This is a genomic window from Pseudomonas sp. SJZ103 (assembly GCF_007828335.1).
Classification (GTDB): domain Bacteria; phylum Pseudomonadota; class Gammaproteobacteria; order Pseudomonadales; family Pseudomonadaceae; genus Aquipseudomonas.
The window spans coordinates 65,823-89,910 of the sequence record NZ_VIUN01000002.1 but is presented as its reverse complement, the minus strand read 5'-3'; the positions used below and the strand labels follow the sequence as shown (position 1 = coordinate 89,910).

Here is a 24,088-nt window from a genome sequence, read left to right as displayed (position 1 = left end):
GCTGATTCAGATTTTCATTATGTAGTGCTCGGGAGGGCATACTACATGATGACTTGCGGTTGTGAAAATTAGACTAAATACGTCGTTTAGCGACCCACTTTGGTCGTACGGTCACAGCGGAGAATCGGATGTTCTCAAAAAACTATTAGATTGTTCCAGATAAATATAAAAATGGTACACGATTTGTTTTCGCGGGCTTCCGAGTCCACCTTGTAGATTGAATTCAGAGGGCTTCGCCATGGACCATCTTGTACTCACTATTATTGCCGCCGACAAACCCGGCCTGGTAGAACGCATCGCGCAGAACATTGCGGCCCACGGCGGCAATTGGCTGGAAAGCCGAATGGCGCATATGGCCGGGCAGTTTGCCGGGATCCTGCGGGTCAGCGTTCCTGCGGAAAGCCGTCAGGCGCTGGTAGGGGCGCTGGAAGACTTATCCACCCACGGCATTCGCGTGCTGGTAGGAGAGGGCAGTACCGGGCAGGCATCGGCGTCCAAACCCATCGTGATGACCTTGGTCGGCAATGATCGCTCGGGCATCGTGCGTGAGATTACCGCGCTGTTGAGCAAGCAGGGTGTGAACCTGGAACGCCTGAGCACCGATGTACGGCCGGCCCCGATGAGCGGTGACCCGCTGTTCAGCGCGGAGGCGTTGTTGCAGGTGCCGTCGACGTTGTCCCTGGATAAGTTGCAGGAGTCGCTGGAAACCTTGGCCGATGACCTGATGGTGGAGTTGCGTAGCGAGGAATAACCCACAAGGTTATGCATGGAAATCTTGCATGGGCCTGTGGATAACCTGTAGAGACCCGGCGCCAGGCCACGCCGACCGGGCTTCTGCGCGGGCTGAGCAAAAAACGAGCAGTTTCAAGGGCTTGTGCACAAATGGCGGGGATCAGGTTGTGGATAACCTTGGGGTGGATCTCTGCAAGCCAAGCCGGCTGGGGCTTGCAGAGGTTTGTGCGTTATTTGATCAGCGTTTGCGCACGGTCAACCAGGCATCGACGCTGTAGACCACCAGCCCGGCCCAGATAAAGGCAAACGCGATCAGCGTGCTCGACGCCAGGTGCTCGCCGAACAGCAGCACCGCTTCCAGCAACACCAGCGTCGGTGCCACATACTGCAAAAAGCCCAAAGCGGTGTAAGGCAAATGCCGTGCGGCGGCGTTGAAGCACACCAGCGGGATCAACGTTACGGGGCCGGCCGCCACCAGCCACCAGGCTTCGGATGTGCTCCAGAACGCCAGTTGCGCACTGTGGGCCGACGGGTTGAACAACAACCAGGCCACCGCAATCGGCACCAGCATCCAGGTCTCCACCACCAGCCCAGGCAGCGCCTTGACCGGCGCCTGCTTGCGGATCAGGCCGTAGAAACCGAAGGTCAGCGCCAGCACCAAAGACACCCACGGCAAGCTGCCCACCTGCCACACCTGTTGCGCCACACCCACTGCGGCCAGCCCCACGGCCACCCATTGCAGGCGACGCAGGCGCTCGCCAAGCAGCAGCATGCCCAGCAGCACATTCACCAGCGGGTTGATGTAGTAACCCAGGCTCGCTTCGAGCATGCGCCCGCTGTTCACCGACCACACATAGGTCAGCCAGTTACCGGCAATCAACGAACCGCTCAGTGCCAGGATTGCCAGGCGCTTGGGGTTGTCGCGCAGTTCGCGAAACCAGCCGGGGTGCTTCCACACCATCAACAGCAAACCACCGAACAGCGCCGACCAGAGCACCCGGTGCACGATGATTTCGGCGGCGGGCACACTGGCGATGGCTTTGAAGTAGAGCGGGAACAGACCCCAGATGACATAGGCACTCAGGCCCAGGATGTACCCCTTGCGGGGGTTGGCGGCTTGCATGCGTAATCCTTGCTTAGGCAGCTAACAAAGCGCGATTGTAAGGATATTTGTCAACCAATGGGACTGGCATTGGTAATGCGGTCTGCTTTGTGTGGGAGGGGGGCAAGCCCCCCTCCCACACAAAGCAATCAGAAGAGTTTGAGGGGTTCTTCGTTGAGCGCTGAGAGTTGTTCACGCAGCGCCAGCACCTGGTCGCCCCAATACCGCTCACTGCCGAACCACGGGAAGCTGTGGGGGAACGCCGGGTCATCCCAGCGCCGTGCCAGCCAGGCGCTGTAGTGCATCAGGCGCAACGCGCGCAGCGGTTCGATCAGCGCCAGTTCGCGCGGGTCGAAGTCGTGGAACTCCTGGTAGCCGTCCATCAGTTCCGACAGTTGGCCCAGGCATTCCTGGCGATCGCCGGCGAGCATCATCCACAAGTCCTGCACCGCCGGGCCCATGCGGCAGTCGTCGAGGTCGACGATGTGGAACATCTCATCGCGGCACATCATGTTGCCGGGGTGGCAATCGCCGTGCATGCGGATGTTCTTGTGGGGCGTGGCTTTGTACACCTCTTCCACACGCTTGAGCAGGTCGCGGGCCACGGACTCGTAGGCCGGCAGCAGGCTCTTGGGAATGAAATTGCCTTCGAGCAACGTATTGAGAGAGTCATGACCGAAGTTCTTCACACCCAAGGCTTCGCGGTGTTCGAACGGGCGGGTGGAACCCACGGCGTGCAAGCGGCCGAGTAGCTGCCCAAGGCGATAAAGCTGGTCAAGGTTGCCCGGCTCCGGTGCTCGGCCGCCACGGCGTGGGAACAGGGTGAAGCGGAAACCCGCGTGTTCGAACAGGCTTTCGCCGTTATGAATCATCGGCGCGACCACCGGCACGTCGCACTCGGCCAACTCGAAGGTGAAACGGTGTTCTTCGAGGATCGCTTCGTTGGTCCAGCGCTGGGGGCGGTAGAACTTGGCGATCAGCGGTTCGGAGTCTTCGATGCCCACCTGATATACGCGGTTTTCGTAGCTGTTGAGCGCCAGAACGCGAGCATCGCTGAGGAAACCGATGCTTTCGACAGCGTCGAGTACCAGATCGGGTGTGAGGGTTTCAAACGGATGGGCCATGCGAACTCCTGCGCGCAGCAGGGCGCCGCGTCCGGCCGGGTATGGTAACGCACCAGGCTGGAGATAGGGGGCGCCTGTGCCATTGTCATCGGGGGCAAGCCCCCTCCCGCAGGTGACCGCGTTTATCCTTTAGGAATGCGGTCCAGTGTGGGAGGGGGCTTGCCCCCGATAGCGGTCTATCAGGCGCCGACAATCCCGCCATCATCGCGCCGAATCGCCATCACCGACGAACGCGGCTTGCCATTCGGCAGGTGCTCCGGCCACGTCGAGCCACCGGTTTCGCCTGGGTGCTGAATCCCCACAAACAGCGTTTTCTGATCCGGCGAGAAGCTGATGCCCGTCACCTCACACGCTACCGGCCCGACCATGAAACGGCGGATTTCCCCGGTGCTCGGGTCGGCGCAGAGCATCTGGTTATTGCCCATGCCAGCGAAGTCGCCGGCGTTGCTGTAGTCGCCATCGGTAAGAATCCACAGGCGCCCAGCCTTGTCGAATCCCAGGCCGTCGGGGCTGTTGAACATGTTCTGCGGGTTGATGTTCGACGAGCCGCCTTTTGGCGTGCCGGCATGCACGCCCGGGTTGCCGGCCACCACAAACAAGTCCCAGCTGAAGTCCGCTGCGCCATGGTCATCGGCGTTGGCCTTCCAGCGCAGGATCTGGCCGTAGACGTTTTTCTCGCGTGGGTTGGGCCCACCCACCGGCTGGCCGTCTTCGCCGCGCTTGGCGTTGTTGGTCAGGGTGCAATAGACCTGGCCGTCGGTAGGGCTGACCACGATCCATTCCGGGCGGTCCATGCGTGTGGCTTTCACCACACTGGCGGCCAGCCGTGCGTGGATCAGCACTTCGGCCTGGCTGGCGAAGCCTGTACTGGCGTCAATGCCGTTTTTGCCATGGGTCAGCTCGACCCATTGGCCTTTGCCTTTCGGATGATCGGCGTTGCCATCGCCCGCATCGAAGATGGCCACGTACAAGGTGCCGTGGTCGAGCAGGTCTTTGTTGGCCTTGGGGTTCTTGTGGTTGATCTTGTCGCGGCTGACGAACTTGTAGATGAACTCGCCGCGTTCGTCGTCGCCCATGTACACCACGGCGCGGCCGTCACGAGTTTCCGCGAGGGCGGCGTTCTCGTGCTTGAAACGGCCCAGGGCGGTGCGTTTGGCCGGGATGGATTGCGGGTCGAACGGGTCGATTTCCACTACCCAGCCGTGGCGGTTGAGTTCGTTGGGGTTCTTGGCCATGTCGAAGCGCGGGTCGTGCAGGTGCCAGTTGATCTCTTTGCTGGCGGCCACCACACCGTAGCGTTTCTGCCCGGCGTCGAACACTTGCTGCGGGTTACTGCTGCCGAAGCAGTCGGTGAAGTTCTCTTCGCAGGTCAGGTAAGTGCCCCATGGGGTCTTGCCGTTGGCGCAGTTCTGGAAGGTGCCGAGGACTTTTTTGCCGGACGTGTCGGCGCTGGTTTTCAACCATTCGTGGCCGGCGGCGGGGCCGCTCAGGCGGATCGGCGAGTTGCCGTGGATGCGGCGGTTGTAGCGCGAGTCCTGGACGAACTGCCAGGTATCGCCCTTGCGCCGCACTTCGATCACCGAGACGCCTTCGCTGGCCTGGGCCTTGTGTACGTCTTCGGCCGATTGGGGGGCGCCGCCGTGGGCGTAGAGGTAGCGGTAGTTGGTGTATTCGTTGTTGATCGCCATCAGCGCGCGGTTGTCTTCGCCGGGGAAGGCGAACAGGCTCATGCCGTCGTTGTTGTCGCCGAACTGTTGTTCCTGGGCTTTGGCAGTGCCATTGCCGGATGGGTCGAAGGCCGGGGCGTTCTTGTGCAGCGGCTGGCCCCAGCTGATCAGCACCGAAGCGCTGTAGCCCGGCGGCAGGGTGATGGCGTCGCTGGTGGCTGCGGCGATGCTGGTAAAGCCCAGCAGCGGGCTGGCGGAGGCGGCGTTGACGGCCAGGGCGCTGCGGCTCAGCAGGTTGCCACCGAGGAACATCGCGGCACCGCACAGGGCACCGGCACCGATGAAGCGGCGGCGGGTGAGGCCGACCATGTGTTCGAGGTCGGTGGCTTGGTTTTCTTCTAATAGGCTCATCTCAGGCTCCCTGCGGTTTTTGCAGACACCATAAGGAGCGGGCGTGACGAAATTGTTGCAGTTTGAAGCGCTACTCGGCTTAGACCGGCGTGCCGAGCAGCACATTGCTGGGGGCAAATTGCACTTGGAGTGTCCGGCCTGCGGCGGCGTCCAGTGTCTTGAGCTCGGCGGGCTGCGCCAAGGCGCATAAAACCTGGCCATTGGGCAGGGCGATGCGCACTTCGCTGGGGCCGTCCTCGGCGTCGAGAATCGCGTCGACGGTTCCACTCACGCAATTGTGTCCAGGTGTTGCAGGCTTATCGAGTGCCAGCAATTCCAGCCAGCCGGCCTTGATCAAAGCAACGACTTCCACGCCAACCTCCAGCTCCAGCCGTTGCGTACTGTCATGGGTGATTTGCGCCGCCAGGGTCAGCCCACCGGCGAGCTGCAAGTGAATCAGGTCGTTGCGGCCATGCTGTTCAATCGCAATGACCTGGCCATGCAACTGGTTACGGGCGCTGGTGCGCAGCATCAAGCGGCCGAGCAGGTTGAAGTCGCTGGCGGCTTCGTCCGAGCCGAGTACTTCGGCCTGTAACACTTGCAGGCGTTGATAGAGGCGCAACACCCGTTCACCTTCGGCCGTGAGTCGGGCCCCGCCGCCGCCCTTGCCGCCGACACTGCGTTCGACCAAGGGTTTTTGCGCCAGGTTGTTCAGCTCATCAATGGCGTCCCAGGCGGCCTTGTAGCTCAAACCCGCACTTTTGGCTGCGCGGGTGATGGAGCCCTGTTCGGCGATATGCCCCAGCAGGGCGATACGCTGGGGACGGCGGACAATATGTTGGCTGAGCAGAGTCGGTAGAGACATGGGCGCACGCTGTGTTGGGATGAGCGGACGTTGCGGCCGCGAGGCATGAGAGTCAAGTACCAGGCTTTGGCGTGCGGGCCAGGCAGTACACGTCCACCTGTCGCGCTCCGGCGTTGATCAACAGCCGCGCCAGGCTGTGGGCAGTGGCACCGGTGGTGAGCACGTCGTCCACCAACGCGAGGTGGCGGCCGCGCACCTCGGCGCCAGGGGCCAGGGCGAAGGCGTTGAGCAGGTTGCGTTTGCGCGTCTTGGCGTCGAGGGCTTGCTGCGCGACGGTTTCATAAGGGCGTAGCAACAGATGTTCATCGTGGGGAAGGTTCAGGTCGGCACTGAGCCAGCGCGCCAGCATCAGCGCCTGGTTATAGCCCCGTTCACGCAGGCGCCTGCGGGCCATGGGCACCGGCAACAGAATGTCCGGGCGGGTGAGTGGGTGGTTGTCGAAGCGATGTTGCAAGTAGTGCCCCAACAAGCGCCCTAGCATATGCCCGAGGGGCCAGCGTGCCTGGTGCTTGAAGCGACTGATCAGGGTGTCCACGGGAAAGCTGTAGGTCCAGGGGGCGATCACCTGTTTAAAGGCGGGCGGTTGTCTCAGGCATTGGCCGCAGACCAGGCCGTCCATCGCCAAAGGCAAGGCGCAGACTTCACAATGCTCCATCAGCCAGGGCAGCTGGGTTTCGCAGGCGTTGCAGACACAGTCGGCTGTTTCAGTCGTCTCGTCGCAGATTAAGCATTTCTGTATGCTTTTTAACCAGATGTAAACTTCGTGTTTTCGTATTGGTTGACAGTGCATGAGTCTTCCTTAAATATGCCGAGCATCCGTGTCGTGCCTGTGGGTATTGCCCTTCCCGCAGCGCTTGCCAAAGCATAATCAAGGAATCGCCCATGAGCGCCAGCACCACCGCCACCTTGCGTCACGATTGGTCTTTAGCCGAAGTCAAAGCGTTGTTCGTGCAACCGTTCAATGACCTGCTGTTCCAGGCGCAGACCGTGCACCGCGCGCACTTCGATGCCAACCGTGTACAGGTGTCGACGCTGCTGTCGATCAAGACCGGCGCCTGCCCGGAAGATTGCAAATATTGTCCGCAGTCGGGCCACTACAACACTGGTCTGGAAAAAGAAAAGCTGATGGAGGTGCAGAAGGTCCTTGAAGAGGCTGCCCGCGCCAAGGCCATCGGTTCGACCCGTTTCTGCATGGGTGCCGCCTGGAAGCACCCGTCGGCCAAAGACATGCCCTACGTGCTGCAGATGGTCAAAGGCGTAAAGGCCATGGGCCTGGAAACCTGCATGACCCTCGGCCGTCTCGACCAGGACCAGACCGAAGCCCTGGCCCAGGCGGGCCTCGATTACTACAACCACAACCTCGACACGTCGCCGGAGTTCTACGGCAGCATCATCACCACCCGCACCTACAGCGAGCGCCTGCAAACCCTGGCCTACGTGCGTGAGTCGGGAATGAAGATCTGCTCGGGCGGTATCCTCGGCATGGGCGAGTCCCTCGACGACCGCGCCAACCTGCTGATCCAGTTGGCCAACCTGCCGGAGCATCCGGAGTCGGTGCCGATCAACATGCTGGTGAAAGTTGCCGGAACGCCGCTGGAAAACGCCGAGGACATCGACCCGTTCGACTTCATCCGCATGCTGGCCGTGGCGCGCATCCTGATGCCGCAATCCCATGTGCGCCTGTCCGCCGGCCGTGAAGCGATGAACGAGCAGATGCAGGCCCTGGCGTTCTTTGCCGGTGCCAACTCGATCTTCTACGGCGACAAACTGCTGACCACCGCCAACCCGCAGGCCGACAAGGACATGCAACTGTTCTCGCGCCTGGGCATCCTGCCGGAAGCCCGTGAAGAGCATGCGGATGAAGTGCACCAGGCGGCGATTGAACAGGCGTTGGTGGAGCAGAAGAGCAGCGAGCAGTTCTATAACGCCGTTGTTTGATTCCCACCTGTTTTGACCGAGTTGCACCTGCCACCCCGAGGCCTGCATGTCTTTTGATCTTTCCGCGCGCCTCGCTGCCCGCCGTGCCGAACACCTTTACCGTCAACGCCCGCTGCTCCAGAGTCCTCAAGGTCCGGAGGTGGTGGTTGACGGTCAACCCCTCCTGGCATTCTGTAATAACGATTACCTGGGCCTGGCCAATCACCCGCAAGTGATCGAGGCCTGGCGCGCCGGGGCGTCCCGCTGGGGCGTGGGCGGCGGTGCCTCGCACTTGGTGGTTGGCCACGCCACGCCGCACCATGAACTGGAAGAGGCGCTGGCCGACCTCACCGGCCGCCCGCGGGCGCTGTTGTTTACCACCGGCTATATGGCCAACCTCGGTGCGGTCACGGCGTTGGTGGGGCAGGGCGATACGGTGCTGGAAGATCGTCTCAACCATGCCTCGCTGCTGGATGCCGGTTTGCTCTCCGGTGCGCGCTTTAATCGCTACCTGCACAACGACGCGACCAGCCTGGCCAAGCGCCTGGAGAAAGCCATCGGCAATACGCTGGTGGTCACCGATGGTGTGTTCAGCATGGACGGCGACTTGGCCGACCTGCCGGCATTGGCCCGTGCAGCCAAGGCCAAAGGCGCCTGGTTGATGGTGGATGATGCCCACGGCTTTGGCCCGCTCGGCGCTAATGGCGGCGGGATCGTCGAGCATTTCGGCTTGAGTCAGGACGACGTGCCGGTACTCGTGGGCACCCTGGGCAAAGCGTTCGGCACGGCCGGGGCGTTTGTCGCGGGCAGTGAGGATTTGATCGAAAGCCTGATCCAGTTTGCCCGGCCGTATATCTACACCACCAGCCAACCGCCGGCGCTGGCCTGCGCCACTCTGAAAAGCCTGGAGCTGCTACGCACCGAGCATTGGCGGCGCGAGCACCTCGACCGCTTGATTCGTCAGTTCCGCCAGGGCGCCGAGCAGCTTGGCCTGGACTTGATGGACAGCTTTACACCGATCCAGCCGATTCTGATCGGCGACAGTGCCAAAGCCATGCGCCTGTCGCAGCTGCTGCGTGAGCGCGGCCTGATGGTCACCGCGATCCGCCCGCCCACCGTACCCGCCGGCAGCGCGCGTTTGCGCGTGACACTGACGGCCGCCCACAGCGAAGCGCAGGTACAGCTATTGTTAAACGCATTGGAAGAGTGTTTCCGCTTGTCTGGTGCCACGGAGCCCGACCATGCGTGATCGACTGATCTTGCTGCCCGGCTGGGGCCTCGGCGTATCGCCGCTGGAGCCATTGGCCGCCGCCTTGCGTGGCCTGGACGAACACCTGCAGGTGCAGATCGAGCCGTTGCCGGCGCTCGATTCCAGCGACCTCCATGAATGGCTCGACGAACTCGACGCCACCCTGCCTGACAACGCCTGGCTCGGCGGCTGGTCCTTGGGCGGCATGCTCGCTGCCGAACTGGCGGCGCGGCGCGGCGAGCGTTGCTGCGGTTTGCTGACCCTGGCGAGCAACCCGTGTTTTGTCGCCCACGAAGGCTGGCCGAATGCGATGCCCGCCGAGACCTTCGATGCGTTCCTGGCCGGTTGTCATGCCGATTCCCAAGTCACCCTCAAGCGCTTCGGCCTGTTGTGCGCCAAAGGCGCCGAAGACCCGCGCGGGCTGTCGCGCCTGCTGGTCGGTGGCGCGCCGAATTCAGCGTCCAGCGTGTTGATGCACAGCCTGGAATTGTTGGCCCAACTGGATACCCGCGACGCCTTGCTGGCCTATCGTGGCCCACAGTTGCATCTGTTCGCCGGCATGGACGGATTGATGCCCGCCGAAGCCGCCAGCGACCTGCTGGCGCTGCTGCCTGATGTGGAAATCGGCCTGATTGAACAGGCTGGTCACGCTTTTCTTCTGGAAGACCCTCACGGTGTGGCGGGGGCTATCCAGGCTTTTTTGCACGAGTGCGTTGATGACTGATTTATCCCTTCCCCCACTGCCGGGCGCCTTGCCGGACAAGCGCCAGGTGGCGGCATCGTTTTCCCGTGCGGCGGCCAGTTATGACAGCGTCGCCGAGTTGCAGCGGGCGGTGGGGCATGAACTGCTGGCCCGTCTGCCCTCAGCGTGTGCGCCACGGCGTTGGCTGGATATGGGCTGCGGCACGGGTTATTTCAGCCGGGTGCTGGCTGAGTTGTTGCCGGCCAGCCAGGGTGTGGCACTGGATATTGCCGAAGGCATGCTCGATCACGCACGGCCTTTGGGCGGTGCTGAGTATTTCATCGCGGGCGATGCCGAGCGTCTGCCTTTGAAGGATGGCAGCTGCGGGCTGATCTTCTCCAGCCTGGCGGTGCAATGGTGTGCGAACTTCGAGGCGGTGCTCAGCGAGGCCTATCGCGTGCTGCAACCGGGTGGCGTGCTGGCGTTCGCCAGTTTGTGCGTCGGGACGCTGGATGAGCTGCGCGAAAGCTGGCGGGCGGCGGATGGCCTGGTGCACGTCAACCGATTTCGCACCTTCGAGGCGTACCAGCAATTGTGCGCGGCCAGTGGTTTGCGCGTGCTCAGCCTGGAGCGGCGCCCCCATGTGCTGCATTACCCGGATGTGCGCAGCCTGACCCATGAGCTCAAGGCGCTGGGGGCGCACAATCTCAATCCGGGCCGCCCGGGAGGGTTGACGGGCCGTGCGCGGATTGCTGCACTGGTAGACGCCTACGAGCAGTTCCGTCAGGCCGAGGGACTGCCGGCCACTTATCAAGTGGTGTACGCCGTCCTGGAGAAGCCCCTATGAGCGCCGCTTATTTCATCACCGGCACCGACACGGATGTCGGCAAGACCACCATCGCCGCGGGCCTGTTGCACGCCGCGCGGCTTGCCGGCAAAAGCACCGCGGCTGGAAAACCCGTGGCTTCCGGTTGCGCAGTTACGCCCAAGGGCTTGCGCAACGCCGATGCCCTGGCCTTGCTGGCCGAGTGTTCATTGCCGTTGAGTTATGCCGAGGTCAACCCGGTGGCGTTCGAACCCGCCATCGCCCCGCACCTGGCTGCGCGAGAGGCCGGCGTCGCGCTGACGGTGCAGTCGTTGTTGAAACCCATGCAGCAGATCCTGGCGCGACAAGCGGATTTCACCCTTATCGAAGGCGCAGGCGGCTGGCGCGTACCGCTGGCCGACCAGGACAACCTGTCGGACCTGGCCATAGCGCTGCAACTGCCGGTGATCCTGGTGGTGGGCGTGCGCCTGGGTTGCATCAGCCATGCCTTGCTCACCGCCGAAGCCATCGCACGGGACGGTTTGCCCTTGGTCGGTTGGGTGGCGAATATCATCGACCCCAAGACCTCTCGTCTGGAAGAAAACCTCGCAACCCTGGCCGAACGCTTGCCCGCGCCGTGCCTGGGCCGAGTGCCCAAGCTCAAGCACGCCAGCGCCGAAGCGGTGGCTGAGCACCTGCAACTGGACCTGCTTGACTGATTCTGGCTATCGACAAGGCATTATGCCATTAGTGTTTTTGACGGGCTTTTTGCCAGGATGTCTGCTTCAATTCAACTTCACGATTCTCTAAAGGCAGGTTAAAGCCATGGAAATCTCTGGCAGCAGCGCGTTTTACTCGGGGCTGAGCACTATTCAGGCCGGGCAGAGCCGTGTCGACCAGGCCGCCGGCAGAATTGCCAGCACCGCGACCACTCAGCCGTCGGACGCACAGAGCGACCGGCTGCAAGCCAATGACCGCGCCCAGCCGACGAATTCGGCGAGCAATATGGTCGAAATGGCCCAAGGCAAGTTTCAAGTGGAGTTGGGCGCCAAGGTCGCCAAGGCTTCGGACGAAATGCTTGGCACCTTGATCGACACCTTCGCTTAACCCCTCTTGCGTACGACCGGCTTCTTTCTGGGGGCTGGTCAGTCTTGCGCAATCCTCCATTTTCTTCTGAACACCTTGTGGCATCCCGCCGCAGGCCTCGCCGTGCCTGGCATTGACCCGCGTCATGACAAACGGTGTCTGGACGACGCTTGACATCCCCAGGTCGTAAACGTATGTTTCAAACACCTGTTTGACCGCCACAACACATCCACGCGGTTGTTCATTCCAGATACATCAGCAGAGGTTTATCGCTATGCCTGACTACAAGGCCCCCTTGCGTGATATTCGCTTCGTTCGTGACGAACTGCTCGGCTATGAAGCGCACTATCAGAGCCTGCCGGCTTGCCAGGACGCTACCCCGGACATGGTTGACGCCATTCTCGAAGAAGGCGCCAAGTTTTGTGAGCAAGTGCTGGCACCGTTGAACCGCGTGGGTGACATCGAAGGGTGCACCTGGAGTGAGTCTGGCGTTAAAACCCCTGCTGGTTTCAAAGAAGCCTACAAACAATTCGTCGAAGGCGGCTGGCCAAGCCTGGCCCACGACGTGGAGCACGGCGGCCAAGGCCTGCCGGAATCCCTGGGCCTGGCCGTGAGCGAAATGGTCGGCGAAGCCAACTGGTCGTGGGGCATGTACCCGGGCCTGTCCCATGGTGCGATGAACACCATCTCCGAGCACGGCACCCCCGAGCAGCAAGAGGCTTACCTGACCAAGCTGGTGTCGGGCGAATGGACCGGCACCATGTGCCTGACCGAGCCACACTGCGGTACCGACCTGGGCATGCTGCGCACCAAGGCCGAGCCTCAGGCCGACGGTTCCTACAAAGTCTCCGGCACCAAGATCTTCATCTCGGCCGGTGAACACGACATGGCCGACAACATCGTCCACATCGTGCTGGCCCGCCTGCCGGACGCACCGGCCGGTACCAAAGGCATCTCGCTGTTTATCGTGCCGAAATTCCTGCCTGAAGCCGATGGTTCGATCGGTGCGCGCAACGCAGTGAGCTGTGGTTCCCTGGAACACAAGATGGGTATCCACGGTAACGCCACGTGCGTGATGAACTTCGACGCGGCCACCGGTTTCCTGATCGGCCCGGCGAACAAAGGCCTGAACTGCATGTTCACCTTTATGAACACCGCTCGCCTGGGCACTGCGCTGCAAGGCCTGGCCCACGCCGAGATCGGCTTCCAGGGCGGCCTGAAATACGCCCGCGATCGCCTGCAAATGCGCTCCCTGACTGGCCCGAAAGCGCCGGAAAAGGCCGCTGACCCGATCATCGTGCACCCCGACGTGCGCCGCATGCTGCTGACCATGAAAGCCTTCGCCGAAGGTAACCGTGCGATGGTGTACTTCACCGCCAAGCAAGTGGACATCGTCAAGTACGGCACCGACGACGAGGCCAAGAAACAGGCCGACGGCCTGCTGGCATTCATGACCCCGATTGCCAAGGCGTTCATGACCGAAGTCGGTTTTGAATCGGCCAACCACGGCGTGCAGATCTATGGCGGCCACGGCTTTATCGCCGAGTGGGGCATGGAGCAGAACGTTCGCGACAGCCGCATCTCCATGTTGTACGAAGGCACCACCGGTATCCAGGCGCTGGACCTGCTCGGCCGCAAAGTGCTGATGACCCAGGGCGAAGCGCTCAAGGGCTTCACCAAGATCGTGCACAAGTTCTGCCAGGCCAACGAAGGCAACGAAGCGGTCAAGGAATTCGTGACGCCGCTGGCTGCACTGAACAAAGAGTGGGGCGAGTTGACCATGAAGGTCGGCATGGCTGCGATGAAGGACCGTGAAGAAGTGGGTGCTGCCTCGGTGGACTACCTGATGTACTCCGGTTACGCGTGCCTGGCTTACTTCTGGGCCGACATGGCACGCCTGGCGGCCGAAAAACTGGCTGCCGGTACCAGCGAAGAAGCGTTCTACACCGCCAAGCTGCAAACTGCGCGCTTCTACTTCCAGCGCATCCTGCCGCGTACCCGTACCCACGTGGCCACCATGCTGTCGGGCGCCAATAACCTGATGGACATGAAAGAAGAAGACTTCGGCCTGGCTTACTAAGCCTTACCGGGTTCATCTGAAACCGTCGCTTCCCTTGGGAGCGGCGGTTTTTTCATTGGGGGATAAAAAACACAGTACAGCGCTCAGGGATTGCTTCCGGCTGCCGTTACAGTGATGGCAATGTGATACACAACGGGCGGGTTGTGCTTAACTGTCCGCATCAAGGCACAGTGCCACTACTTTTTGCGGGTCGGAGTTTTACCCTTGTCACGCGTGTCTGCTTTACGTTTCAGTCACTTTCTCCCTTCGTTACTGCTGCTGTTGGCCGGGCTCTCGGCTGCGTACGTCAAGGACCTCAGCGTCTTCTTCACTTCACTGTTCAATGTGTTGCCGACCCTGGTGCTGTTGCTGGGCGGTTCGTACTGCGCGGTGTATCGCCGTCAGCGTGAATTGTTCCTGATGATCACGGTGTACATCGCCTATTTCCTGCTCGATACCCAGACTGACTACTACCGCGACAATGGCCGCGTGCGCGAAGACGCGGCCGTGGTGTTTCACCTGTGTTGCCTGTTATTGCCGCTGCTGTTCAGCATCTACGCGCTTTGGCAGGAGAAGACCCATCTGTTCCGCGACTTCGTCGCCCGTTGTGCGGTGCTGCTGGCAATTGGCAGCGTGGCGCTGGCTCTGGAGCAAAGTTATCCCCAGGCACTGCTGAACTGGCTGGCGGAGATCCGCTGGCCCGCCCTGCATGGGACCTGGATGAGCCTGATCCAGCTGTCATACCCGATGTTCCTGATCGGCTTCCTCACCCTGGCGGCGCAGTACTGGTACCAGCCGCGCCCGTTGCATGCAGCGCAGCTGGTGGGTTTGCTGGGGATGTTCTGGATGTTGCCGCAGACCTTCATCCTGCCGTTCACGCTGAATATCATGTGCAGCCAGGTCATGCTGATGATCGCCGCCGGTGTGGCCCACGAGGCTTATCAAATGGCGTTCCGCGATGAACTGACCGGCCTGCCGGGGCGCCGTGCCTTGAATGAACGCATGCAGCGGCTGGGGCGCAACTATGTGCTGGCAATGACCGACGTCGATCACTTCAAGCGCTTCAATGACACCCATGGTCACGATGTGGGCGACCAGGTGCTGCGCCTGGTGGCGAGCAAGCTGTCCAAGGTCAATGGTGGTGGGCGTGCCTACCGCTACGGCGGTGAAGAATTCGCCGTGGTGTTTGCCGGCAAGACCCTGGATGAGTGCATGCCGCACCTGGAGGAAATCCGCGAGATCGTCGCCAACTACGACATCAAGCTGCGCAACTCGGACCGGCCCCAGGACGATCAACAAGGCCGTCAACGCCGGGCGGGCAGCGGCGCGTCGAGTGTGTCGGTGACGGTCAGCATCGGCGTGGCTGAGCGCCAGATCGACCAGCGTACGGCGGAAGAAGTGCTCAAGTCCGCCGACCAGGCGCTGTACGCCGCCAAGGGCGCGGGGCGTAACTGTGTGGTTGCGGCCGGGCAGACCCGCCGTGGCGCGGTGCGCATGCAGAGCGCTGCCGGTTGAGTGATGGCGGTGTATTCAGCGGTTCTACAATGATTGTCCGGGGCGCCGGCCGGCAGTAGGTTGAAAGGATCTGCTGCCGGAGACATCGCCATGCCTGAGTACAAAGCTCCCCTGCGCGACATGCGCTTTCTGATCGACAACGTGTTTGATTTCCACGGCCACTACGCTGCCCTGGGCGCCACGGACGCCAGCCCGGACATGGTCAGTGCAATCCTGGAAGAAGGCGCGAAATTCTGCGAGAACGTGCTTTCGCCACTCAACCGCAGTGGTGATGAAGAGGGCTGCCATTTCGACAATGGCGTGGTGACCACCCCCAAGGGCTTCAAGGAAGCCTTCGCCCAGTACGTCGAGGGCGGCTGGCACGGTGTGGCGGCAGACCCGGCCTACGGTGGCCAGGGCCTGCCGCAATCGTTGGGCCTGGTGCTCAGCGAGATGATCGGCTCCAGCAACACCTCGTGGGGCATGTATCCGGGCCTGACCCACGGCGCCATGTCGGCGATCCACGCCCACGGCACCGAAGAGCAGAAGGCCACGTTCCTGAGCAAACTCACCGCAGGCGAATGGACCGGCACCATGTGCCTGACCGAAGCCCATTGCGGCACCGACCTGGGCCTGATCAAGACCCGCGCCGTGCCCCAGGCGGATGGCAGCTATGCGATCACCGGCAGCAAGATCTTCATCTCGGCCGGTGAACACGACATGAGCGCCAATATCATCCACCTGGTGCTGGCCAAGCTGCCGGATGCGCCGGCGGGCACCAAAGGTATCTCGCTGTTTATCGTGCCCAAGTTCCATACGGATTCGGCAGAGCGCAACGCAGTGCACTGTGGCTCCATCGAGCACAAGATGGGCATCAAGGCCTCGGCTACCTGTGTGCTCAACTTCGACGGCGCCAAGGGCTTTTTGATTGGCGAGGCGAACAAAGGCCTCAACTGCATGTTCACCATGATGAACCACGCCCGCCTGGGGACCGGCATGCAGGGCCTGTGCAATGGCGAAGCGAGCTTCCAGGGCGCGATCAAGTACGCCAACGATCGCCTGCAGATGCGCGCGCTGACCGGCGCCAAGGCCCCGGAGAAAGCCGCCGACCCGATCATCGTGCACCCCGATGTGCGCCGTATGCTGCTGACCATGAAAGCCTTCAACGAAGGCAACCGCGCACTGACCTATTTCACTGCACAGTTGCTCGACACCGCGCACCTGAGCAGCGACGCCGACCAGCGCCAGGAGGCCGAAGACCTGTTGGCCTTCCTTACCCCAATCTGCAAAGCCTTTATGACCGACACCGGGCTGGAGGTGACCAACCACGGCATGCAGATATTCGGCGGCCATGGCTACATTCGTGAGTGGGGAATGGAACAACTGGCGCGCGATGCGCGGATTGCGCCGATCTACGAAGGCACCAACGGCATCCAGGCCCTCGACCTGCTGGGGCGCAAGGTGTTGGGCAGCCAGGGCAAGTTGCTGCGCGGCTTTACCAGGATTGTGCATAAGTTTTGCGCGGCGAATGCCGACCATGCGCAGCTCAAGGGTTATGTGGTGCAGCTCAATCAACTGAATCAGGAGTGGGGCGAGCTGACGACCCAAGTCGGTATGGCGGCCATGAAAAACCCTGATGAAGTGGGCGCGGCGGCTGTGGATTACTTGATGTACAGCGGTTACATCATCCTCGCCTACTTGTGGCTGCGGATGGCCATTGCAGCGCTGGCGCACGATGACACAGACTTCGCCAAGGCCAAGCTGGCCACCTGCGACTTCTACTTCAAGCGCCTGCTGCCACGTACCGCAACCCATCGCGCAGCCGTGGAAGCGGGCAGCGAATGCCTGATGAGTCTGCCTGCGGAGTCGTTTGCGCTGTGATGACTTAAAAATACCAGCCAGTCACAAGTGGACCCTATGTGTCTGAAAAGTTGTTCGGGTACACTCGGAGCCTGTAAAACCGATCCTATCGAATCACTTTTCACGTTCTCACGAGGTTTGCCATGGCTGATTACAAAGCGCCGCTGCGTGATATGCGCTTCGTCCTCAACGAAGTCTTTGAGGTCGCCACCACTTGGGCCCAATTGCCGGCATTGGCAGACAGTGTTGACGCCGAAACCGTAGAGGCCATCCTCGAAGAAGCCGGCAAGGTCACCGCCAAATCCATCGCCCCGCTCAGCCGCGGTGGTGATGAGCAGGGCTGCCGCTGGGATAATACGGCGGTGTTTACTCCGGATGGTTATCCACAGGCCTACAAAACCTACGCTGAAGGTGGCTGGGTCGGCGTAGGCGGTGACCCCGTGTTTGGCGGCATGGGCATGCCCAAGGCGGTGTCGGCCCAGGTTGAAGAGATGATCAACTCGTCGAGCCTTGCGTTTGGCCTGTACCCGATGCTGACCTCCGGCGCCTGTGTGTCGATCAACACTCACGCCAGTGAAGAGCTCAAGGCCACCTACCTGCCGAAGATGTATTCCGGTGAGTGGGCCGGCTCCATGTGCCTGACGGAAGCACACGCCGGTACCGACCTGGGGATTATCCGCACCAAGGCCGAGCCGCAGGCAGACGGTTCCTACACGATCAGCGGGACCAAGATCTTTATCACTGGCGGTGAACACGACCTCACCGAGAACATCATTCACCTGGTGCTGGCTAAACTGCCGGACGCACCGGCCGGTCCCAAGGGGATTTCGCTGTTCCTGGTGCCGAAGTTCATGGTCAACGCCGACGGCAGCCTGGGCGCGCGTAACCCGGTGAGCTGCGGCTCCATCGAACACAAGATGGGTATCCAGGCGTCCGCCACCTGCGTGATGAACTTCGACGAAGCCGTGGGCTATCTGGTGGGCGAGCCTAACCGTGGGTTGGCGGCGATGTTCACCATGATGAACTACGAGCGTCTTGGCGTGGGTATCCAGGGCCTGGCGTCCGGCGAGCGCTCCTACCAGAACGCGATTGAATATGCCCGCGACCGCCTGCAAAGCCGCTCGCCGACCGGTGCCCAGGCCAAAGACAAGGTGGCCGACCCGATCATCGTCCACCCCGATGTGCGCCGTATGCTGTTGACCATGAAAGCCGCGAACGAAGGCGGTCGCGCGTTCTCCACCTACGTGGCGACGCAGCTGGACATCGCCAAGTTCAGTGAAGATGCCGCTGCCCGCGAGCGGGCCGATAACCTGGTGGCGTTGCTGACGCCGGTGGCCAAGGCGTTCCTCAGCGATCTGGGCCTGGAAACCACCGTGCTCGGCCAGCAAGTGTTTGGCGGCCACGGTTACATTCGTGAGTGGGGCCAGGAGCAACTGGTGCGTGATGTACGCATCACCCAGATCTACGAAGGCACCAACGGCATTCAGGCACTGGACTTGATGGGGCGCAAGATCGTCGGCAGCGGCGGTGCGTTCTACACCTTGTTCGCCGACGAGATTCGCCAGTTCATCGCCTCGGCGGGGCCCGAACTGGCTGAGTTCAGCCAACCGCTGAGCGCGGCGGTGGATAACCTGGACGAGTTGACCGCCTGGGTACTGGATCGCGCCAAGACCAACCCGAACGAGATCGGCGCAGCCTCGGTGGAGTATTTGCATGCATTTGGTTACATGGCCTACGCCTATATGTGGGCGCGTATGGCCAAGGCCGCGTGGGGCAAGGAGACGGAGGAAGACTTCTACGCCAGCAAGCTGGGCACCGCGCGCTTCTACTTTGCGCGTCTGTTGCCACGTATTCACTCGCTGAGTGCGTCAGTAAAAGCCGGTAGCGAATCCCTGTTTTTGCTGGATGAGGCACTGTTCTAAGGGCTTGGAGGGCGTGTAAGCATTCTCTTACATGACGTACTGCTAATCGTCCTCTATCGCCAAATTGGATCCACAGATAATCTACTTCACATGGACGTCGCGCAGGAAGCGCAAAGCAACAACACGGACACGTAGGATTCTGCCAGGATGGCGGAGTGAAATGGATGTCAGGGAAACAGTCTGCAAAGCCCCGCTTCGGCGGGGTTTTCTTTTGCCTGCGAAAAAGTCAGGCGCCGAATTTCAAGCCAGGGCCGGCGGCGCATTCATCACGTCTTCCAGCAACGTGCGTAACAGTGCCACCGTCGCCTGTTGGCGTTGTACATCGCGGCAGACCAGCCCGACTTTCAGCGGCACCCTCGGTTCGCTCAAGGGTTTCCACAGCAGCATTTGGCTGTTGTGCTCGTCCTGAGAGCGCCCCGGCAGCACCGTTGCCAATTGGGTGTTAGGCAAGCTGTCGAGAATCCCCACCATGGTATTGAGCTCCGCCTGAACCTGAGGCCGTCGCCCAAGGTTTGCGAGCTGGCCTTGCCAGATCTGCCTGACTTGAAACTCCTCCCCCAACAGCAACATCGGCAACTCGGCCGCCTGTTTCAGCGAGACTTTCTTGAATTCGCGCAGCGGATGATCTTCCGGGATGACCACCTTCAGCTCATCCTCATACAGCAACACGCCGTGCAGCCCCGGCTGGCGTGGCGGCAGGTAGCTGATGCCGATGTCCAGCGAGCCGTTAAGCAATCGCCGTTCAATCTCAAGCCCGGTCAATTCGTAGATCTGCACCACCAGGTGCGGCTGGGCCTTGCGCACGCGCTCGAGCATTTGCGGGACCAGGCTGGTGTGCACGGTTTGCAGCACGCCGATGGCCAGGGTGCGCATGGCCTGACCCTTGAAGTTACGCAAGGCTTCGATGGCTTGCTGCATGCCATCGATCAGCGGCAAGGCATGGTTGTACAGCGTATGGGCGGCCAGGGTGGGCAGCAGGCGTTTGCTGCTGCGTTCGAACAGGCTCACATCGAGGTTGCGCTCCAACTGGCGGATCTGTTGTGAGAGCGCCGGCTGAGAGATCGACAGGCGTTCAGCGGCACGGCCCACATGGCCTTCTTCATACACCGCGACGAAATAACGCAGTTGCTTGAAATCCATAAGACTTACTTATCGAAAAAGCTGGAAAATCGAAATGGCCGATGGCCCCCGAGGCGCCTAGTCTAGCGCCTATTCGCAGGGCTTACAGGGCCGGATCGGGCAATGAACAGTGTTTATGTTGATGACGTTTACATAGGCAAGGCAACACACCCGCAGACAATGATTGCAGGAGAAACCGACCAAGGCCCGGTTGCCATCGGGGGGAAGCTGTGAATCTCTTCAATATACGTCGTCCCGTGCCCAGCCTGGACGACCTGGTTCTGGAGGCTTCACCCGATACGCTGTCCAGCGAGGCGCTGATGCCCACCGTGGCGAGGCCGCCTCAGGTTTTCGTACGTGGCCAGGGCTCCTGGCTGTGGGACAGCGACGACCGTGCCTACCTGGATTTCAGCCAGGGCAACGCCGCCAACAGCCTCGGCCACAGCCCGCAGGTCTTGATCAAAGCCCTCGCCGAGCAGACCCAGGCCCTGATCAATCCGGGCATGGGTCTGCATAACCGCGCTCAACTCAATCTTGTCGACCGCCTGTGCCATCGTACCGGCAGCGACCAGGCCTACCTGCTCAACAGTGGCGCCGAGGCCTGCGAAGCGGCGATCAAGCTGGCGCGCAAGTGGGGCCAACTGCATCGCGGCGGGGCCCACCGCATTATCAGCGCGAGCAATGGTTGCCATGGGCGCAGTTTCGCCGCACTGGCGGCGTCGGCCGGCAATCTGGAAAACCGCTTTGAACCGCAATTGCCCGGCTTCAGCCATGTGCCGTTCAACGATCTGCCGGCCCTGCATGCGGCGGTCGATGCACAGACAGTCGCCATCCTGCTGGAGCCGGTCCAGAGCGAAGCCGGCGTGATCCCCGCGACGGAACATTACCTCAAGGGGGTTGAACGGCTGTGCCGCGAACTGGGGATCCTGCTGATCCTCGATGAGGTACAAACCGGCCTCGGTCGTTGCGGCACCTTGCTTGCCGAACAGCAGTACGGCGTGCGGGCCGACATCATCACCCTCGGCAAAGGCCTGGGCGGAGGCGTGCCGTTGGCAGCCCTGCTGGCGCGCGGCAACGCCTGTTGCTTCGAAGTGGGTGAGTTGGAAGGCACCCATCATGGCAACGCGCTGATGGCGTCGGCCGGGCTGGCGGTGCTCGATACGGTGCTGGAGCATGGCTTCCTGGAACACGTACGTGAATCCGGCCTTTACCTGAGCGAAGGCCTTGCCCGGCTGGGCTACCGCTACGATCAGGGCCCATTGCGCGGCCACGGCCTGATGTGGGGCCTGACGTTGTCGGATGATTCTGCAGATGCAGTGGTAAAAGCCGCTCTGCACGAAGGCCTGATCCTCAACGCCCCGCAACCTGACTGCCTGCGCTTCACCCCGGCGCTTACGGTGAGCAAAAGCAACATCGACGAAATGCTCCTGCGCCTGGCTCGCGCTTTTTCCCGGGTGCGCACCGCCCAGTTGCAGTGCCGCAAGGGCATCGCCGTTTAACCCACATTCCTGAACCGTCTCGCGGTATACGCGGCGCCTCCAGCCTGATTTTTTCGGCTGGGGGCGTTTTTTTGTCTGGCCATTAAAGGATGGCCTGGTGCCAGATCCCACTGAACCCTCACGAACGCCCAAGGTCGATTAGCTACACGGCTCACACGAGCCGATTTTCTGGAGCTGACCCATGGACATCATTCGTATCATCATCGCCATCCTGCTGCCGCCACTGGGTGTGTTCCTGCAAGTGGGTTTCGCCGGCGCGTTCTGGCTGAATATTCTGCTGACGTTGTGCGGTTACTTCCCGGGCATCATTCACGCCGTGTACATCATCGCCAAACGCTGATGGCCTCAGCCTTTTGCGATGAGCCGTGAATTGCGCTCATTGCGAAAGGCCAGTTGCTCGATGGTCTGGGTAGCATGTTCGGCCTCTTCCCGCGCCTTGAGGATGATGCCGTGCTGCTCGGACTTGCTGCACACCGGGTCGGCATTGCTCGCATCCCCCGTGAGCATGAAGGCCTGGCAACGGCAGCCGCCGAAGTCCTTTTCCTTTTCATCGCATGAACGGCACGGCTCGGGCATCCAGTCGTAGCCGCGAAAGCGGTTGAAGCCGAAAGAGTCGTACCAGATGTGCTGCATGCTGTGGTCGCGCACATTGGGAAACTGCACCGGCATCTGTCGGGCGCCGTGGCAGGGCAGGGCGGTGCCGTCTGGCGTCACGGTCAGAAAGATACTGCCCCAGCCGTTCATACAGGCCTTCGGGCGCTCCTCGTAGTAATCCGGCGTGACGAATATCAGCTTGCACGGGTGGCCTTCGGCTTCGAGCTTGGCGCGGTATTCGTTGGTGATGCGTTCGGCGCGCACCAGCTGTTCCTTCGTCGGCAATAAACCCACGCGATTGAGTTGCGCCCAGCCATAGAACTGGCAGGTGGCGAGCTCGACAAAGTCCGCCTCCAGCGCGATGCACAGCTCGATGATGCGGTCGATCTTATCGATATTGTGCCGATGGGTGACGAAGTTCAGCACCATCGGGTAGCCGTGCGCCTTCACTGCACGGGCCATTTCCAGCTTTTGCGCGAAGGCTTTTTTCGAGCCGGCCAGCAGGTTGTTAACCTGTTCGTCGCTGGCCTGAAAGCTGATCTGGATGTGGTCCAGGCCGGCTTTCTTGAAGTCGCTTATTTTCTGCTCGGTGAGGCCGATGCCCGAGGTGATCAGGTTGGTGTAGAACCCCAGCTTGCGCGCCTCGGCGATCAGTTCGGCAAGGTCCTGGCGTACCAGTGGCTCACCGCCGGAAAACCCCAATTGCGCGGCGCCCATCTCACGGGCCTCGCGAAACACCTTGATCCACTGTTCGGTGCTCAGCTCCTTGCCCTGCTCGGCAAAGTCCAGCGGGTTGGAGCAATACGGGCATTGCAACGGGCAGCGGTAGGTCAGCTCGGCGAGTAACCATAGCGGCAGGCCGATGGCTGGTTTTTCAGGCAAGGGTGATCCAGTGCTCAGCACGGGCGACCTCCATGAATTGCTCGATGTCGTCACCCAACTCAGGCACGCCGGGGAACTGTTCTTCGAGCGCGGCAATGATCGCCGCCACGTCGCGCTCACCGTCAATCAAGCCACCAATCAGCGCGGCGCTGTCGTTGAGCTTGATCATGCCTTCGGGGTAGAGCAATACGTGGCCTTTTTGCGCGGGTTCGTACTGGTAGCGGTAGCCCTGGCGCCAGGTTGGTTTTCTGCTGCGATCAAAACTCATAGGGTGATCCCTTTGTGCCAGACCCGCTGCTCGGTCACGCTGTGATACGGCGGGCGTTTCAGTTCGTAGGCCATGCTCATGGCATCCAGCATGCTCCACAGGATGTCGAGTTTGAACTGGAGAATTTCCAGCATGCGCTCCTGGCCTTCACGGGTGGTGTAGTGCTGCAAGGTGATTGCCAGCCCATGCTCCACATCGCGCCGAGCCTGGCCCAGGCGGGTGCGGAAATACTCGTAACCGGTGGGATCGATCCACGGGTAGTGCTGCGGCCAGCTGTCCAGGCGCGACTGGTGGATCTGCGGCGCAAACAGCTCGGTGAGCGAGCTGCTGGCGGCTTCCTGCCAGCTGGCGCGGCGCGCAAAGTTCACGTAGGCGTCTACCGCAAAGCGCACGCCGGGCAGCACCAGTTCCTGGGAGCGCAGCTGGTCAGGGTCGAGGCCGACCGCTTGGCCCAAACGCAACCAGGCTTCGATACCGCCGTCTTCACCCGGTGCGCCATCGTGGTCGAGCAGGCGCTGGATCCACTCGCGGCGGATCTCGCGGTCCGGGCAGTTGGCCAGGATTGCGGCGTCTTTCAGCGGGATATTCACTTGGTAATAGAAACGGTTGGCGACCCAGCCCTGGATCTGCTCGCGGGTGGCACGGCCTTCATACATCGCCACATGGTACGGGTGATGAATATGGTAGAAGGCGCCTTTGGCCCGCAGGGCTTTTTCAAATTCGTCGGTGTTCATGGGTCTATCAGTCATAAGAGGTCTCCTGTAGGAGCGAG

General features: G+C 61.5%; 22 protein-coding genes. 13 read left to right on the top strand and 9 right to left on the bottom strand.

Going from position 1 to position 24,088, the window contains the following annotated elements; all coding sequences use genetic code 11:
* The first annotated feature begins 238 nt into the window (after positions 1–238).
* Complete coding sequence (locus FBY10_RS05660; protein ID WP_145336852.1) at positions 239–751, top strand: glycine cleavage system protein R; 513 nt, start codon at positions 239–241, stop codon at positions 749–751.
* Positions 752–970: 219 nt separating this feature from the next.
* Here the strand turns inward: FBY10_RS05660 and rarD are convergent, their stop codons facing one another.
* The 5 genes from rarD to FBY10_RS05635 all read right to left on the bottom strand — a co-directional run bounded on the left by rarD (position 971) and on the right by FBY10_RS05635 (position 6,670).
* On the bottom strand, positions 971–1,855 hold the full coding sequence (gene rarD, locus FBY10_RS05655; protein WP_145336851.1) for an EamA family transporter RarD: 885 nt from the start codon (positions 1,853–1,855) through the stop codon (positions 971–973).
* A gap of 128 nt (positions 1,856–1,983) precedes the next feature.
* Positions 1,984–2,958, bottom strand: coding sequence for a serine/threonine protein kinase (locus FBY10_RS05650; RefSeq protein ID WP_015886213.1), 975 nt, complete (start codon positions 2,956–2,958; stop codon positions 1,984–1,986).
* Positions 2,959–3,137: 179 nt separating this feature from the next.
* The gene (locus FBY10_RS05645; RefSeq protein WP_145336850.1) at positions 3,138–5,036 is read right to left on the bottom strand and encodes a PhoX family phosphatase; all 1,899 of its coding nucleotides are present in this window, start codon (positions 5,034–5,036) and stop codon (positions 3,138–3,140) included.
* 79 nt (positions 5,037–5,115) lie between these two features.
* A complete protein-coding gene (locus FBY10_RS05640; RefSeq protein ID WP_131699098.1) occupies positions 5,116–5,880 on the bottom strand; it encodes a TOBE domain-containing protein in 765 nt (254 codons plus the stop codon).
* 52 nt (positions 5,881–5,932) lie between these two features.
* Positions 5,933–6,670 carry a ComF family protein gene (locus tag FBY10_RS05635; protein WP_145336849.1) on the bottom strand — a complete coding sequence of 246 codons (738 nt, stop codon included), beginning with the start codon at positions 6,668–6,670 and terminating at the stop codon, positions 5,933–5,935.
* Between the two features lie 92 nt (positions 6,671–6,762).
* On the opposite strand from FBY10_RS05635, the gene bioB reads away from it, so the two are divergent.
* From bioB to FBY10_RS05585, 10 genes are all read left to right on the top strand, one after another.
* On the top strand, positions 6,763–7,818 hold the full coding sequence (gene bioB, locus FBY10_RS05630; protein WP_010207025.1) for a biotin synthase BioB: 1,056 nt from the start codon (positions 6,763–6,765) through the stop codon (positions 7,816–7,818).
* Positions 7,819–7,864: 46 nt separating this feature from the next.
* A complete protein-coding gene (bioF, locus tag FBY10_RS05625) occupies positions 7,865–9,046 on the top strand; it encodes an 8-amino-7-oxononanoate synthase (RefSeq protein ID WP_131699100.1) in 1,182 nt (393 codons plus the stop codon).
* A complete protein-coding gene (locus FBY10_RS05620; RefSeq protein ID WP_145336848.1) occupies positions 9,039–9,770 on the top strand; it encodes an alpha/beta fold hydrolase in 732 nt (243 codons plus the stop codon). Before bioF ends, FBY10_RS05620 begins: the two co-directional genes overlap by 8 nt.
* Positions 9,763–10,575: a malonyl-ACP O-methyltransferase BioC gene (gene bioC, locus FBY10_RS05615; protein WP_145336847.1), complete on the top strand. Its 813-nt coding sequence runs from the start codon at positions 9,763–9,765 to the stop codon at positions 10,573–10,575. The genes FBY10_RS05620 and bioC overlap by 8 nt, the downstream gene beginning before the upstream one ends.
* On the top strand, positions 10,572–11,252 hold the full coding sequence (gene bioD / locus FBY10_RS05610; RefSeq protein ID WP_131699103.1) for a dethiobiotin synthase: 681 nt from the start codon (positions 10,572–10,574) through the stop codon (positions 11,250–11,252). The genes bioC and bioD overlap by 4 nt, the downstream gene beginning before the upstream one ends.
* Before the next feature lie 106 nt (positions 11,253–11,358).
* Complete coding sequence (locus FBY10_RS05605; RefSeq protein ID WP_053131056.1) at positions 11,359–11,640, top strand: hypothetical protein; 282 nt, start codon at positions 11,359–11,361, stop codon at positions 11,638–11,640.
* A gap of 253 nt (positions 11,641–11,893) precedes the next feature.
* Positions 11,894–13,699 (top strand): phenylacyl-CoA dehydrogenase, encoded by a 1,806-nt coding sequence (locus FBY10_RS05600; RefSeq protein ID WP_131699104.1) that lies wholly within the window; start codon positions 11,894–11,896, stop codon positions 13,697–13,699.
* 204 nt (positions 13,700–13,903) lie between these two features.
* The gene (locus tag FBY10_RS05595) at positions 13,904–15,193 is read left to right on the top strand and encodes a diguanylate cyclase (protein WP_131699105.1); all 1,290 of its coding nucleotides are present in this window, start codon (positions 13,904–13,906) and stop codon (positions 15,191–15,193) included.
* Positions 15,194–15,283: 90 nt separating this feature from the next.
* Positions 15,284–17,053, top strand: coding sequence for an acyl-CoA dehydrogenase C-terminal domain-containing protein (locus FBY10_RS05590; RefSeq protein WP_145336846.1), 1,770 nt, complete (start codon positions 15,284–15,286; stop codon positions 17,051–17,053).
* A 122-nt stretch (positions 17,054–17,175) separates the two neighbouring features.
* Positions 17,176–18,954: an acyl-CoA dehydrogenase C-terminal domain-containing protein gene (locus FBY10_RS05585; protein ID WP_131699107.1), complete on the top strand. Its 1,779-nt coding sequence runs from the start codon at positions 17,176–17,178 to the stop codon at positions 18,952–18,954.
* 240 nt (positions 18,955–19,194) lie between these two features.
* Here FBY10_RS05585 and FBY10_RS05580 read toward each other — a convergent pair whose 3' ends face one another.
* On the bottom strand, positions 19,195–20,094 hold the full coding sequence (locus FBY10_RS05580) for a LysR family transcriptional regulator (protein WP_131699108.1): 900 nt from the start codon (positions 20,092–20,094) through the stop codon (positions 19,195–19,197).
* 209 nt (positions 20,095–20,303) lie between these two features.
* Here FBY10_RS05580 and FBY10_RS05575 point away from each other — a divergent pair, with 209 nt between their 5' ends.
* A complete protein-coding gene (locus tag FBY10_RS05575; protein WP_145336845.1) occupies positions 20,304–21,572 on the top strand; it encodes an aspartate aminotransferase family protein in 1,269 nt (422 codons plus the stop codon).
* 181 nt (positions 21,573–21,753) lie between these two features.
* Positions 21,754–21,912, top strand: a complete 159-nt coding sequence (locus FBY10_RS05570) for a YqaE/Pmp3 family membrane protein (RefSeq protein WP_010207008.1) — start codon at positions 21,754–21,756, stop codon at positions 21,910–21,912.
* A 5-nt stretch (positions 21,913–21,917) separates the two neighbouring features.
* Here FBY10_RS05570 and pqqE read toward each other — a convergent pair whose 3' ends face one another.
* The 3 genes from pqqE to pqqC are packed head-to-tail and all read right to left on the bottom strand — an operon-like array spanning position 21,918 to position 24,065.
* Entirely contained in the window at positions 21,918–23,048 is a 1,131-nt protein-coding gene (gene pqqE / locus FBY10_RS05565) for a pyrroloquinoline quinone biosynthesis protein PqqE (protein WP_065938222.1), read from the bottom strand.
* Positions 23,041–23,316: a pyrroloquinoline quinone biosynthesis peptide chaperone PqqD gene (pqqD, locus tag FBY10_RS05560; protein WP_027605935.1), complete on the bottom strand. Its 276-nt coding sequence runs from the start codon at positions 23,314–23,316 to the stop codon at positions 23,041–23,043. Before pqqD ends, pqqE begins: the two co-directional genes overlap by 8 nt.
* Positions 23,313–24,065: a pyrroloquinoline-quinone synthase PqqC gene (pqqC, locus tag FBY10_RS05555; RefSeq protein ID WP_131699111.1), complete on the bottom strand. Its 753-nt coding sequence runs from the start codon at positions 24,063–24,065 to the stop codon at positions 23,313–23,315. The genes pqqD and pqqC overlap by 4 nt, the downstream gene beginning before the upstream one ends.
* Between the last annotated feature and the right edge of the window lie 23 nt (positions 24,066–24,088).

Excerpts from the sequence above, each read along its gene's own strand:
- FBY10_RS05570 (WP_010207008.1), top strand. The coding sequence starts at position 21,754 with ATGGACATCATTCGTATCATCATCGCCATCCTGCTGCCGCCACTGGGT.
- FBY10_RS05660 (WP_145336852.1), top strand. The coding sequence starts at position 239 with ATGGACCATCTTGTACTCACTATTATTGCCGCCGACAAACCCGGCCTG.
- pqqD (WP_027605935.1), bottom strand. The coding sequence starts at position 23,316 with ATGAGTTTTGATCGCAGCAGAAAACCAACCTGGCGCCAGGGCTACCGC.
- FBY10_RS05650 (WP_015886213.1), bottom strand. The coding sequence starts at position 2,958 with ATGGCCCATCCGTTTGAAACCCTCACACCCGATCTGGTACTCGACGCT.
- FBY10_RS05605 (WP_053131056.1), top strand. The coding sequence starts at position 11,359 with ATGGAAATCTCTGGCAGCAGCGCGTTTTACTCGGGGCTGAGCACTATT.
- bioB (WP_010207025.1), top strand. The coding sequence starts at position 6,763 with ATGAGCGCCAGCACCACCGCCACCTTGCGTCACGATTGGTCTTTAGCC.
- FBY10_RS05620 (WP_145336848.1), top strand. The coding sequence starts at position 9,039 with ATGCGTGATCGACTGATCTTGCTGCCCGGCTGGGGCCTCGGCGTATCG.
- FBY10_RS05600 (WP_131699104.1), top strand. The coding sequence starts at position 11,894 with ATGCCTGACTACAAGGCCCCCTTGCGTGATATTCGCTTCGTTCGTGAC.
- bioD (WP_131699103.1), top strand. The coding sequence starts at position 10,572 with ATGAGCGCCGCTTATTTCATCACCGGCACCGACACGGATGTCGGCAAG.
- FBY10_RS05640 (WP_131699098.1), bottom strand. The coding sequence starts at position 5,880 with ATGTCTCTACCGACTCTGCTCAGCCAACATATTGTCCGCCGTCCCCAG.
- rarD (WP_145336851.1), bottom strand. The coding sequence starts at position 1,855 with ATGCAAGCCGCCAACCCCCGCAAGGGGTACATCCTGGGCCTGAGTGCC.
- FBY10_RS05635 (WP_145336849.1), bottom strand. The coding sequence starts at position 6,670 with ATGCACTGTCAACCAATACGAAAACACGAAGTTTACATCTGGTTAAAA.
- bioF (WP_131699100.1), top strand. The coding sequence starts at position 7,865 with ATGTCTTTTGATCTTTCCGCGCGCCTCGCTGCCCGCCGTGCCGAACAC.
- FBY10_RS05645 (WP_145336850.1), bottom strand. The coding sequence starts at position 5,036 with ATGAGCCTATTAGAAGAAAACCAAGCCACCGACCTCGAACACATGGTC.
- bioC (WP_145336847.1), top strand. The coding sequence starts at position 9,763 with ATGACTGATTTATCCCTTCCCCCACTGCCGGGCGCCTTGCCGGACAAG.
- FBY10_RS05585 (WP_131699107.1), top strand. The coding sequence starts at position 17,176 with ATGGCTGATTACAAAGCGCCGCTGCGTGATATGCGCTTCGTCCTCAAC.
- pqqC (WP_131699111.1), bottom strand. The coding sequence starts at position 24,065 with ATGACTGATAGACCCATGAACACCGACGAATTTGAAAAAGCCCTGCGG.
- FBY10_RS05590 (WP_145336846.1), top strand. The coding sequence starts at position 15,284 with ATGCCTGAGTACAAAGCTCCCCTGCGCGACATGCGCTTTCTGATCGAC.
- FBY10_RS05580 (WP_131699108.1), bottom strand. The coding sequence starts at position 20,094 with ATGGATTTCAAGCAACTGCGTTATTTCGTCGCGGTGTATGAAGAAGGC.